This window comes from Rhodanobacter sp. C06, from assembly GCF_002001105.1.
In the GTDB taxonomy this organism is placed as follows: Bacteria; Pseudomonadota; Gammaproteobacteria; order Xanthomonadales; family Rhodanobacteraceae; genus Rhodanobacter_A.
Map to the genome: position 1 here is coordinate 61,075 of NZ_MUNP01000046.1, position 11,762 is coordinate 72,836.

At 68.6% G+C, this 11,762-nt stretch carries 13 protein-coding genes; 8 read left to right on the forward strand and 5 right to left on the reverse strand.

The window, feature by feature from the left end; all coding sequences use genetic code 11:
* The first annotated feature begins 8 nt into the window (after positions 1 to 8).
* From hisD to hisIE, 7 genes are read left to right on the forward strand one after another with little or no spacing between them, the layout of a single operon-like run.
* On the forward strand, positions 9 to 1,316 hold the full coding sequence (gene hisD / locus B0E52_RS09320; RefSeq protein WP_077483557.1) for a histidinol dehydrogenase: 1,308 nt from the start codon (positions 9 to 11) through the stop codon (positions 1,314 to 1,316).
* Positions 1,313 to 2,446 carry a histidinol-phosphate transaminase gene (gene hisC / locus B0E52_RS09325; protein ID WP_077483558.1) on the forward strand — a complete coding sequence of 378 codons (1,134 nt, stop codon included), beginning with the start codon at positions 1,313 to 1,315 and terminating at the stop codon, positions 2,444 to 2,446. Before hisD ends, hisC begins: the two co-directional genes overlap by 4 nt.
* On the forward strand, positions 2,443 to 3,507 hold the full coding sequence (hisB, locus tag B0E52_RS09330) for a bifunctional histidinol-phosphatase/imidazoleglycerol-phosphate dehydratase HisB (protein ID WP_077483559.1): 1,065 nt from the start codon (positions 2,443 to 2,445) through the stop codon (positions 3,505 to 3,507). The genes hisC and hisB overlap by 4 nt, the downstream gene beginning before the upstream one ends.
* Entirely contained in the window at positions 3,507 to 4,097 is a 591-nt protein-coding gene (hisH, locus tag B0E52_RS09335; protein WP_077483560.1) for an imidazole glycerol phosphate synthase subunit HisH, read from the forward strand. Before hisB ends, hisH begins: the two co-directional genes overlap by 1 nt.
* Positions 4,094 to 4,822 (forward strand): 1-(5-phosphoribosyl)-5-[(5-phosphoribosylamino)methylideneamino]imidazole-4-carboxamide isomerase, encoded by a 729-nt coding sequence (gene hisA, locus B0E52_RS09340; RefSeq protein WP_077483561.1) that lies wholly within the window; start codon positions 4,094 to 4,096, stop codon positions 4,820 to 4,822. The genes hisH and hisA overlap by 4 nt, the downstream gene beginning before the upstream one ends.
* Entirely contained in the window at positions 4,816 to 5,586 is a 771-nt protein-coding gene (gene hisF, locus B0E52_RS09345) for an imidazole glycerol phosphate synthase subunit HisF (RefSeq protein WP_077483562.1), read from the forward strand. The genes hisA and hisF overlap by 7 nt, the downstream gene beginning before the upstream one ends.
* Positions 5,587 to 5,605: 19 nt before the next feature.
* Positions 5,606 to 6,235, forward strand: coding sequence for a bifunctional phosphoribosyl-AMP cyclohydrolase/phosphoribosyl-ATP diphosphatase HisIE (gene hisIE / locus B0E52_RS09350; protein ID WP_077483563.1), 630 nt, complete (start codon positions 5,606 to 5,608; stop codon positions 6,233 to 6,235).
* A gap of 10 nt (positions 6,236 to 6,245) precedes the next feature.
* Here the strand turns inward: hisIE and B0E52_RS09355 are convergent, their stop codons facing one another.
* The 4 genes from B0E52_RS09355 to B0E52_RS09370 form a co-directional block, all read right to left on the reverse strand.
* Positions 6,246 to 7,268 (reverse strand): C13 family peptidase, encoded by a 1,023-nt coding sequence (locus B0E52_RS09355; protein WP_077483564.1) that lies wholly within the window; start codon positions 7,266 to 7,268, stop codon positions 6,246 to 6,248.
* Positions 7,269 to 7,285: 17 nt separating this feature from the next.
* Complete coding sequence (gene mtnC / locus B0E52_RS09360; RefSeq protein ID WP_077483565.1) at positions 7,286 to 7,972, reverse strand: acireductone synthase; 687 nt, start codon at positions 7,970 to 7,972, stop codon at positions 7,286 to 7,288.
* An 86-nt stretch (positions 7,973 to 8,058) separates the two neighbouring features.
* Positions 8,059 to 8,616 carry an acireductone dioxygenase gene (locus B0E52_RS09365; RefSeq protein WP_077483566.1) on the reverse strand — a complete coding sequence of 186 codons (558 nt, stop codon included), beginning with the start codon at positions 8,614 to 8,616 and terminating at the stop codon, positions 8,059 to 8,061.
* Entirely contained in the window at positions 8,613 to 9,260 is a 648-nt protein-coding gene (locus tag B0E52_RS09370; RefSeq protein WP_077483567.1) for a methylthioribulose 1-phosphate dehydratase, read from the reverse strand. Before B0E52_RS09370 ends, B0E52_RS09365 begins: the two co-directional genes overlap by 4 nt.
* Positions 9,261 to 9,436: 176 nt before the next feature.
* On the opposite strand from B0E52_RS09370, the gene B0E52_RS09375 reads away from it, so the two are divergent.
* Positions 9,437 to 9,769: a high-potential iron-sulfur protein gene (locus B0E52_RS09375; RefSeq protein WP_077483568.1), complete on the forward strand. Its 333-nt coding sequence runs from the start codon at positions 9,437 to 9,439 to the stop codon at positions 9,767 to 9,769.
* A 430-nt stretch (positions 9,770 to 10,199) separates the two neighbouring features.
* Here B0E52_RS09375 and B0E52_RS09380 read toward each other — a convergent pair whose 3' ends face one another.
* The gene (locus tag B0E52_RS09380) at positions 10,200 to 11,654 is read right to left on the reverse strand and encodes an amino acid permease (protein WP_077483569.1); all 1,455 of its coding nucleotides are present in this window, start codon (positions 11,652 to 11,654) and stop codon (positions 10,200 to 10,202) included.
* Between the last annotated feature and the right edge of the window lie 108 nt (positions 11,655 to 11,762).

Below are 11,762 nucleotides of genomic sequence, written 5' to 3' on the forward strand. Positions count from 1 at the left end.
TGGCTGTCATGAAACGGATCGAGTGGGACCTGCTGGACGAGCAGGGGCACCGCGAGGCGCTCGCGCGCCCGGCGCAGTCCCGCGCGGCGGAGCTGCGCGATGGCGTGGGCCGCATCATCGCGGAGGTGCGCGCGCGCGGCGACGTGGCCTTGCGCGAGCTGAGCGCGAAATACGATCGCTGCACGCTGACGGAACTCGAAGTCACCGAGGCCGAGTTCGCGGAAGCCGAGGCGATGCTCGATCCCGCCTTGAAGGCGGCGATCCACGAGGCTGCTGCACGCATCGAGGCTTTCCATCGTGCGGCCGCGCCGCAGCCGATGGGCGTGGACACCGCACCCGGCGTGCGGGTGGAGCGCATGCTGCGCCCGATCAGCCGCGTGGGTCTGTATGTGCCGGCGGGTAGCGCGCCACTACCGTCGACCGCGTTGATGCTGGGCGTGCCGGCGCGCATCGCCGGGTGCCGCGAGGTGGCGTTGTGCTCGCCCGCGCGCGCCGACGGCCGCTGCGATGCCGCGGTGCTGTACGCCGCCCGCCTTACCGGCGTGCACAAGGTATTCAAGCTCGGTGGCGCGCAGGCGATCGCGGCGATGGCCTACGGCACGGCTTCCGTGCCCAAGTGCGACAAGCTGTTCGGCCCCGGCAACGCCTGGGTCACCGAGGCCAAGCTGCAGGTCTCGTCCGAGCCGAATGGCGCGGCGATCGACATGCCGGCCGGCCCGTCCGAGGTGCTGGTGATCGCCGACGCGGCGGCGAATCCCGCCTTCGTCGCTGCCGACCTGCTGTCGCAGGCCGAGCACGGGCCGGATTCGCAGGTGATCCTGCTCAGCGATTCGGCGGCCTTGCTGGATCGCGTCGCATCCGAGGTCGCGCGGCAATGCGCCGAACTGCCGCGCGCGGAGATCGCGCAGCAGGCGCTGGGGCAGAGCCGGCTGATCGCGGTGGCGTCGCTGGCGCAGGCGGTCGAGGTAAGCAACCGCTACGCGCCCGAGCACCTGATCCTGCAGGTGACCGCGCCGCGGGTGTTGCTCGACGGCATCGAGAGCGCCGGTTCGGTGTTCCTGGGCGCGTGGACGCCCGAGTCGGTGGGCGACTATTGCAGCGGAAGCAACCATGTGCTGCCTACTTATGGTTACGCACGCAGCTACAGCGGTGTATCGGTAGCGAGCTACCAGAAACAGATCACGGTGCAGGAGCTCAGCGCCGACGGCCTGCGCGCCATCGGCCCGTGCACCGCCACGCTGGCGGCGGCCGAACAACTGGAGGCACATCGCCGCGCGGTGACGCTGCGATTGGCCGAACTGGAGTCCATGACATGAACGTGCTCGATCTCGCGCGGCCGGAAATCCGCGCCCTGCAGCCGTATTCCTCGGCGCGCATGGAGGCCAGCGGCGGCCAGCTGCTGCTCAACGCGAACGAATCCGCATGGGCGCCCACCGGCGACAGCGGCACGGGCTGCAACCGCTATCCGGAACCGCAGCCGGCCGCGCTGGTGGACGCCTTGGCGCGGCTGTATGGCGTGTGCCGCGAGCAGTTGCTGGTGGGCCGCGGCAGCGACGAGGCGATCGACCTGCTGGTACGCGCATTCTGCCGTGCCGGCCGCGATGCCATCCTGGTCCAGCCGCCCACCTTCGGCATGTACGCGGTATGTGCGCGCATCCAGGACGCGGACGTGGTCGAGGCGCCGCTGCGCCCGGACTTCACGTTGGACGTGGACGCCACGCTGGCCACACTCACGCCGGCGGTGAAACTGGTATTCGTCTGCACGCCGAACAATCCAGCGGGCAGCGTGGTGCCGCGCGCCGACATGGAGCGGCTGGCGCGGGCGCTGGCCGGCCGCGCCTTGCTGGTGGTGGACGAGGCCTACGTGGAGTTCGCCGACGAGGGCAGCGTGGCCGACCTGCTGGATCGCCACGACAACCTCGCCGTGCTGCGCACGCTGTCCAAGGCCTGGGCGCTGGCCGGTGCGCGCGTCGGCTGCCTGCTGGCGCATCCGGACGTGGTGGCCCTGCTGCGCCGGATCATGCCGCCGTATCCGTTGCCGTTGCCCAGCGTGGAGGCGGCCTTGCTGGCGATCTCTGGCTGGGGGCAGGCGAACGCGCGCGCACACATCGACATCGTGCGCGCCGAGCGTGCGCGCTTGCGCACGGCGCTGGCGCGCCTGCCGGGCGTGCGCGCGGTGCTGCCATCGCAGGCGAATTTCCTCACCGTGCGTTTCGACGATGCCGGCGCGATGTACCAGCGCCTGTTCGACGCCGGCATCGTGGTGCGCGATGTACGGCGTTACCCGGGGCTGGACGATGCGCTGCGCATCACCGTCGGCACGCCGGCGGAGAACGAGCAAGTGCTGGCCGCCCTGGCTCGCGGCAAGGGCCTGTCCGGCGGGGCGGCACTTCTGAAGAGTTCCGCCAAGGATGGCCGGGGGGTTGCCGAGGGATCGGCCGCATGAGTCGCCGCATCCTCTTCGTCGACCGCGACGGTTGCCTGATCGAGGAGCCGGCGGACGAACAGATCGACAGCTATGAGAAGCTGGCCCTGCTGCCGGGCGTGGTCGCTGCGCTGCAGCGCTTCGTCGCCGCCGGTTACGAGCTGGTGATGGTGACGAACCAGGACGGCCTCGGCACCGACCGCTTTCCGGAATCGCACTTCAGCGGGCCGCATGAGCTGCTGATGCGCATCCTGTCCTCGCAGGGCATCCGTTTCCGCGAGGTGCTGATCGACCGCAGTTTCCCTCACGAACGCAGGGACACGCGCAAGCCGGGTATCGGGCTGATGCGTGGCTGGCTTGCCGATGACAGCTGGAGCCGCGCTGCGTCGGCGATGGTCGGCGACCGCGAGACCGACCTGCAGTTCGCCGCGAACATCGGCGTGCGCGGGTTGCGCGTCGGCCCGCAAGGGATGGGCTGGGTCGAACTGGCGCACCAGTTGCTGGATGCGCCGCGCATGGCGACGGTGGTGCGCAACACGAAGGAAACAAGGATCACGGTCAACGTGGATCTGGACAAGGTGGCCGAACCCAGGGTGCATACCGGCCTCGGCTTCTTCGACCACATGCTGGAGCAGATCGGCAAGCACGGCGGTTTCGCGTTGGAGCTGGTCTGCGACGGCGACACCCATATCGACGAGCACCACACCATCGAGGACTGCGCGCTGGCGTTGGGCCAGGCCTTGAAGCAGGCGCTGGGCGACAAGCGCGGCATCGGCCGCTACGGCTTCTCGCTGCCGATGGACGAGAGCGCGGCGGACGCGCGGCTGGACCTGTCCGGGCGCCCGTACTTCGTGTTCGAGGGAAACTTCCCGCGCGAGCGCGTGGGCGAGGTGCCGACCGAGCTGGTGCCGCACTTCTTCCGCTCGCTGTGCGAGACGCTGGGCGCGAACCTGCACCTGAGCGTGCGCGGCGAGAACGCGCACCACATGGTCGAGGCCTGCTTCAAGGTGGTGGCGCGCACGCTGCGCCAGGCGCTGCGTCGCGAGGGCAGCGAACTGCCCAGCACCAAGGGAACCTTGTAATGGCGGTGGTTCTCGTCGATGCCGGCGGCACCAACATCGGTTCGGTGCGCTACGCACTGCAGCGCCTCGGTGCGGATGCCGCGCTCACCGCGGACGCGGCGACGATCCGCGCCGCCGACAAGGTGATCCTGCCCGGCGTGGGCGCGGCGGGCCCCGGCATGGCAAGGCTGCGCGAACTGGGACTGGTCGAGCTGCTGCGTTCGCTGCGCCAGCCGGTACTGGGCGTGTGCCTGGGCATGCAGTTGCTGTGCGCGCACTCGGAGGAGGGCGACACCGTATGCCTGGGCCTGATCCCGGCGACGGTGCGCCGCTTCGCCGAGCGCCCCGGCCTGCGCGTGCCGCACATGGGCTGGAATGGTTTGTCGGTGCAGCGCGAACATCCGCTGTTGACCGGACTCGCCGATGGCGAGCAGGCGTATTTCGTGCACAGCTATGCGGTGCCCGCAGGCGAGTGGACGCTGGCCACCGCGGACTACGGCGTACCGTTCTCCGCCGTGGTCGCGCGCGACAATTTCCATGGCATGCAATTCCATCCCGAGCGTTCGGCCGCGGTCGGCGCGAAGCTGCTGAAGAACTTCCTCGACCTATGACATTCACTGTGATTCCCGCCATCGACCTGCGCGGCGGCAGCGTGGTACGTCTGAAGCAGGGCGACTACGCGCAGCAGACCACCTACGCCAGCGATCCCCGCGGCGTCGCCGCACGTTATGCGCAAGCGGGTGCGACCTGGCTGCACCTGGTGGATCTGGACGGCGCGCGCTCGGGCCAGCTGGACAACCTCGCGGTGATCGCCGCGATCGCCGCCGACGGCATGGCGATCCAGGCCGGCGGTGGCGTGCGCGAGGAAGCCGACTTGCAGCGCCTGTTCGAAGCCGGCGTGCGGCGCGTGGTGCTGGGCAGCGTGGCGATCCGCGATCCCGAGCGCGTCGCCGGCTGGCTGGCGACATACGGCGCCGAGCGCCTGACGCTCGCGCTGGATACGCGTCGCATCGACGGCCGTTGGGCCCTGCCCAGTGCCGGCTGGACCGAAGTCGAGGCACGCACGCTGGACGAACTGGCGCCGTGGTACGCCGCGCGTGGTGCGCGGCATCTGCTGTGCACCGACATCGACCGCGACGGCATGCTGGCCGGCTTCAATCTCGATCTGTATCGCCACCTCGCCGACACTGTGCCGCAGCTGGCGGTGCAGGCTTCCGGCGGCGTGCGTTCGCTGGACGATATCCGCGCGGCGCGCGAGGCCGGCGCGCAGGGCGTGATCCTCGGCCGCGCGCTGCTGGATGGGCGCTTCACGGTGGAAGAGGCACTCGCATGCTGAGCCGCCGCATCATTCCCTGCCTCGACGTGCGCGATGGCCAGGTGGTCAAGGGCGTGCGTTTCCGCGACCACGTGGTGATGGGCGAGATCGTCGAGCTGGCGTTGCGCTATCGCGACGAAGGCGCCGACGAACTGGTGTTCTACGACATCACCGCCAGCCCGGAAGGCCGCAGCGTGGATCGCGGCTGGGTGGAGAAGGTCGCCCGCGCGATCGATATCCCGTTCTGCGTCGCCGGCGGCATCCGCTCGGTCGACGAGGCGCGCGCGGTGCTGCATGCCGGCGCCGACAAGATCTCGGTGAACTCGCCCGCGCTCGAACGCCCCGAGTTGATCGACGAACTCGCCGCCGCGTTCGGCGTGCAATGCGTGGTGGTCGGCATCGACTCGCTGCGCGATGCCGACGGCGAGTGGCGCGTGCGCCAGTACACCGGCGATCCCGCGAAGACGCAGGCGCTGGCGCGCAGGACGATGGACTGGATGATCGAGGCGCAACAGCGCGGCGCGGGCGAGATCGTGCTCAACTGCATGGGCAGCGACGGCGTGCGCCGGGGCTACGATCTGGAGCAGCTGTCGCGCGCCCGAGCGATCTGCCGCGTGCCGCTGATCGCCTCCGGCGGCGCCGGCGAACCCGAGCATTTCCGCAACGCCTTCGTCGACGCCGACGTGGACGGCGCGCTGGCCGCCAGCGTATTCCACTCCGGCGCCATCGCGATCCCCGCGCTCAAGCGCTACTTGCAAGAGCAGGGCGTGGCGGTGCGGTCGTGAGTCTCAAGGAAAGACAGCCATGAGTGATTCCAACATCGATACCGGCCGCCTCGACTGGGCCAAGGGCGACGGTCTGCTGCCGGCGATCGTGCAGCACTGGCTGAGTGGCGAAGTGCTGATGCTTGGCTACATGAACGCCGAGGCGCTGGCGCATACCAGGGCCAGCGGCCACGTCACCTTCTACAGCCGCAGCAAGCGGCGCCTGTGGACCAAGGGCGAAAGCTCGGGCCACGTCCTTGTACTGAAGGGTATCCGGATCGACTGCGATGCCGACAGCTTGCTGGTGCAAGCCGATCCGCACGGTCCGACCTGCCACCTTGGCACTTCCAGCTGCTTCGGCGACCGCGCCGACGTACGTCCGCCGCTGGGCTTCCTCGCCGAGCTCGATGCGCTGGTCGCGCAGCGCCATGCCGAGCGGCCCGCAGACAGCTACACCACCAAATTGTTCGATGGCGGCGTGCGCCGCATCGCGCAGAAAGTGGGCGAGGAGGGCGTGGAAACCGCGCTCGCCGCCGTGGCGCAGGGCGATGAGGAACTGCTGGGCGAAGCAGCGGACCTGGTGTTCCACCTCATCGTGCTGCTGCGCGACCGTGGCTTGTCGTTGGCCGACGTGGCCGCCGTGCTGGCGAGGCGGCACGCCGAACGCTGATCGCGGTACCTCAGAAGGTCGCTGCGGCGGTGCTGGCGGCCGGCGCGGGCGGTGCCGGCGCGAACGGCACCGCCGGTCCAGCCGTGATGCCCTTGCGCCACGCATCCAGTTGCGCCGCTATGCCCTTGCCGACATAGCTCTGCGGTTCCGAGGGCGTGAGCTTGTCGCGCTGCTCCCACTGCGCGATCTCGGCCTTGGCCTGGGCGAAGGCGTCGACGAAGTTGTCGCTGCGGTTCAACGCGTCGACCAGCCAGGCATGGCCGAAGTAGGTGAGTTCCGATTCGCTGCCGCAGCCGAAGGAGCTGCGGTCGCTGCGCGCGGCGGTGAGTACCAGGGTGCCGTCGCCGGCGAGCGGCGGGATGAAGCCGCCGGAGTAGCAGGCGTTGACCACCACCACCTTCCACTTGAACGGGTGCTCCTTGAGGATGTCGGCGAGGTCCTGCGCGCCGATCTGGTCCAGCGGCAGCGGGTCCATGTCCACCAGCAGTTCGTGGTCCTCGCTGCCGTGGCTGGCCATGTAGAGCATCAGGATGTCGTCGGGCTGCATGACCTTGGCGAGGCCGTCCAGCGCGCCTTCCAGGTTGCTCCAGCTGGCCAGCGGATGCGTGGCGAGCGAGGCGGGATTGTTTTCCAGCACCAGCGCGTGGGCGCTGGCGCCGAAGCGCTGGCGGAACATGCGGGCCGCGTATTCGGCCTCGTTGCGGAACACGTCTTCGCTGCCGTCGCCCGCGAACGCGAGCAGATAGAGGTTGGGCTTGCCGGGTACGCGCGGGCCCAGCGAGGCCAGGGCGTCGTGCAGCTTCTGCGGCTGGGCGTACAGCACCTGTTCGGGCGTGGGGCCCTGGTTCGGCCAGTCGGCGGCACTATCGTCGTCGTCGCTGCTGTCGGCGACGGAACTGGCGGTGGCGGCGTCGTTCGCCGTCGCCGCCGTGGGCGCGCCGACGACGGCTGGCGCCGGTGCATGGCCGGGCAGCCACAGCATCAGCAGCACGCCGGCGGCGAAGGCGAGCAGGGCGGTGAGGGCAGTGCGCATGCGGCGGCTCGCTCAGGTCAGGGCGTGATGGCGTCGAAATCGGCGTAGGCGGGATGGCGCGGCTGCGCCGGCAGCGCCTGCGGCGGGCGCAGCAGCCAGCCGGTGCGGAAACCGGCAGCCCGTGCGGCGTCCAGTTCCTCGACGATGTCGGAGAGGAACAGTATGTGCGCGGGCTGCTCGCCGATCGCCGCGGCGATCTTCGCGTAGGAGGCCTGCTCGCGCTTGGGGCCGGTCTCGGTGTCGAAGTAACCGGCGAACAGCGGCGTGAGGTCGCCCGCCTCGCTGTAGCCGAAGAACAGTTTCTGCGCCGGCACCGAACCGGAGGAATACACGTACAACCGCAGCCCTTCGGCCCGCCAGGCGCGCAGCCGTGCCGCCACCTCGGGATAGACGTGGGCGCGGTAGTCGCCGGCCGCGTAGCCTTCCTGCCAGATCATGCCTTGCAGTGCCTTCAGCGCGGTGGACTTGCGGTCCTCGGCTATCCAGCGCAGCAGCAGTTCGATCACTTCCTGCCGGCTGGCTTCGATGTAGCCGGCCTCTTTCGCCGCCTCGTGCAGCCAGTGCTGCAGCTCGGGGTGATCGGCATGGGTCTCGACATAGGCGGGCAGGCGCTTACGCGCGTAAGGGAACAGCACGTCCTTGACGAAGCTGATCGAACTGGTGGTGCCTTCGATGTCGGTGAGGATGGCGCGGATTTCGGACATGGCCATGGGAACGTTTAGCGGAGCGGCCAGTTTACCCGGGCTTGGAGCTCATCCCCTCTGCCGGAGGCAGGGGGGGCGATCGCGGCTTAGCCAGCGGCGAGCGGCGCCATGCGCGGGAAGCCCTGCGCGATATCGCTGCCGGTGAAGTTCGCCACCCAGCCGTCCTTGTTGGTGAACAGGCGGATCGCCACGAAATACGGCGCCTCGCTCATGTCGAACCAGTGGCGGGTGCCGTCGGGCACGCCGATCAGGTCGCCGGCCTCGCACAGCACGTCGTAGACCTTGCCCTCGATGTGCAGGGTGAACTGGCCGGCACCGGCGACGAAGAAGCGCACTTCGTCCTCGCTGTGGGTGTGCTCGCCGAGGAACTTCTGGCGCAACGCGGCACGCTCGGGGTGGTCGGGCTTCAGGCTGATCACGTCCACCGACTGGTAGCCTTCCTCGCGCATCAGGCGGTCGATGTCGGCATGGTAGGCGGCGATCACCTCGTCCTGGCTGGCGCCGGGCGCGATCGGCTGGTTCGCGGCCCACTGCTCGAAGCGCACGCCGACCCTGGCCAGTTCGCGGGCGATGGCCGCATGTTCGGCATGCGTGGACAGCGGTGCCTCGGGATGGTGCTCGTCGAAGATGCGCAGACGGCTCATGCGGAGAGTCTCCTCAGGTCGAGTTCGCAGCCCAGCAGGAATTCCAGCGCCTCCAGGTGGCGGCGCGCCTCGGCCATGTCGCGGCCCCAGGTGTAGATGCCGTGGCCGTCGATCAGGTAGGCCGCGAGCGGCTTGCCGGCGTCCAGCCAGGCATCGACGCGCGCCACCAGTTCGGGCATGTGCTGGGTGTTGGGAAATACCGGGATCTCCAGCACGCTTTCGTGCGTGGTGTGGCCGGTGATCGCCTTCTGCAGTTCCCAGCCTTGCAGGCGCACCACGCCGGCCTGCGCATACAGCCGCGAAGCCACGCTTTGCGTGCGCGAATGGGTGTGCAGCACGGCCTGTGCTTCCGGCCAGTGACGGTAGACCTGGGTGTGCAGCGCGGTTTCCGCGCTGGGGCGGGCATCGGTGCCCACGGCGTGGCCCTGCATGTCCACCAGCATGATGTCGTCGCGGCTGAGCTTGCCTTTGTCGCGGCCGGAGATCGTGATCGCGGCGTGCCCGCCATCGACGCGCATCGAGAAGTTGCTGCTGGTGGCGGGCGTCCAGCCGGCGAGCGCCAGTTCGCGCGCGGCGTCGGCAATGGCGTCGGCGCGCGCGGCGAACAGGTCGGGCGGAATCGAATCGGGCAGTTGCTGGCTCATGCAAATGGACGTCCAAACGAGGGCGGGATCATACCACGCGGGGCTCGCCGCCCTGCGGCAACCTGTCTCAACCAAATGCGAGCCATTCGCGCCGCGCGTGCGGTGGTGGGCGTAGCATGGCGGATGGCTCCATCGCGGCATGCGATGGAGGTTCTCCCCAACGACGGAGGTTTCCAATGTCGCATGACGAAAACAATGAATCGCGTCGCCGTTTCCTGAAGGTGGCCGCCGGCACCACGGCTGCCGCGGTCGTGATGGGCGGGCTGCCGCGTTTCGCGCGCGCCGCCGATCTGCCGCACGTGACCGACGCGGACCCGACCGCGAAGGCGCTGGGTTACGTGGAGGACGCCAGCAAGACCACCAACCCCAAGCACAAGGCCGGCGACGATTGCACGAACTGCCAGTTCTACTCCGGCGGTCCGACCGGTTACGGCCCCTGCGCGCTGTTCCCCGGGAAGTCCGTCAACGCAAAGGGCTGGTGCGTGTCGCATTCGCCGAAGGCGGGCTGATCGCGCAGCCTGGTCTCGACCGCAACGAGCGAAAGGCCGGCACGGGTTGCCGGCCTTTTTTGTGTGGCCATGCGGGCACGATGGCTGCGCGCGGTGCGCGGCGGGATCGAGGAGGGGGATTCGGCGGGAAAAGTGCTGCCCGGCGCGTCGGGTTGAGGAGCTACCCACCTGACGCGCCGGGCGGCGATCCGGGGCCCACTGCCAAGTGATCAACCCTCGGACTGGGGATGATACCCCTCGTCGGGCCAAATGGGCGGTCGGGAGTCGAGATTCTTTCGGAAATATTCCGTTAAGCTGTTCAAAAACAACAACTTGTCCTGCATTTGTGATGCAATGCAGGCAGGAATCAAGCCGGTAGCCATAACGAGTGCAATGACGGGCATATGCCGAAAATCGTCGATTTTCGGCGAGATTTGGCGGGATTGGAGGCTCAGGCTGATGGCGCGTTTACCCGCGCGCGGCGCAGCTGGCTGTGCCGGTAGCCGTAGCCGAAGTAGATCGCCAGCCCAATCAGGGTCCAGATGCTCATCAGCAGCCATTGGTACCAGTTCTCCCAGTACAGCAGGCCGAGGCAGCTGGCCACGCCCAGCGTGCAGATCACCGGCGCCCACGGCACGCGGAAGGTGCGCGGCAGGTCGGGGCGGGTGTAGCGCAGGATGAAAACGCCGGCGCAGACCGCGACGAAGGCGATCAGCGTACCCATCGAGACGAGATCGCCGAGGATGTCCAGTGGGAACACCGCAGCCAGCGCCGCGATGCCGATGCCGGTGATCACGGTATTGATGTGCGGCGTCTTGTAGCGTGGGTGGATCTTCGAGAACACCGGCGGCAGCAGGCCGTCGTTGCCCATGATCATGAAGATGCGCGGCTGCGCGATGATCATCACCAGGATGACCGAGGACAGGCCGATCAGCGCGCCGATCTCCACCACCCAGCGCAACCAGTTCAGTTGCGGGTGCGCCTTCACCGCGGTGACCACCGGCTCGCTAGTACCCAACTGGTCGAACGGCAGCAGGCCGGTGATCACGGCCGCCATGCCGATATACAGCACGGTGCACACCGCCAGCGAGACGAGAGTGCTGATCGGCAGGTCGCGCTGCGGGTTCTTCGCTTCCTGCGCCGCGGTGGAGGTGGCCTCGAAGCCGATGTAGGCGAAGAACACCAGGGTCGAGGCGCGCATGATGCCCGCCCAGCCGTATTTCTCCGGCCCCTGCTGCGGCGGGATGAACGGATGCCACAGGTCCGGGTTCACGTACTGCCAGCCGGCCACGATCACGATCACGATCAGGCCGACCTTGAGCAGCACCATCGCCAGGTTCGCGCCGCTGGATTCGCGGATGCCCACGTAGCACAGCCAGGTCAGCGCCAGGGTGATCGCGACCGCCGGCAGGTTGAACAGCGCGCCGGTGGCGACGAGGTGGCCACCCTGGTAAGCCAGCGGCGCATTGGTCAGCACCGCGGGCAGGTGCAGCCCCATGTTGTCGAGCAGGCTGGTGAAGTAGCCGGTCCAGCTCACCGCCACCGCCGAGGCGGAAACGCCGTATTCCAGCACCATGTTCCAGCCGATGAACCAGGCCACCAGTTCGCCCAGCGTGGCGTAGGCGTAGGAATACGAGCTGCCCGACATCGGTATGAGCGTGGCGAACTCGGCGTAGCACAACGCGGTGAAGCTGCAGCAGATCGCCGCGATGATGAATGACAGGATGATCGCCGGCCCCGCATGCTCGGCCGCCGCCTGGCCAGTGATCACGAAGATGCCGCCGCCGATCACCGCGCCGATGCCCAGTGCGGTCAGGCCCCAGGGGCCGAGCGTGCGCTGCAGCGCGATGCCATGAGCGGCGTCGGCGCCGAATTCGGTCTTGCGGGCGAGCAGTTGTTTGAGCATGGGGCCTAGAACCTGTTCGATGTCTCCGCATGGCCCGCGCCGGGAGCTGTTTGCGCGCAGACCAAGGAAGAACGAAGGAGTGGACGTCCGTCCACGACTGAGTGATGA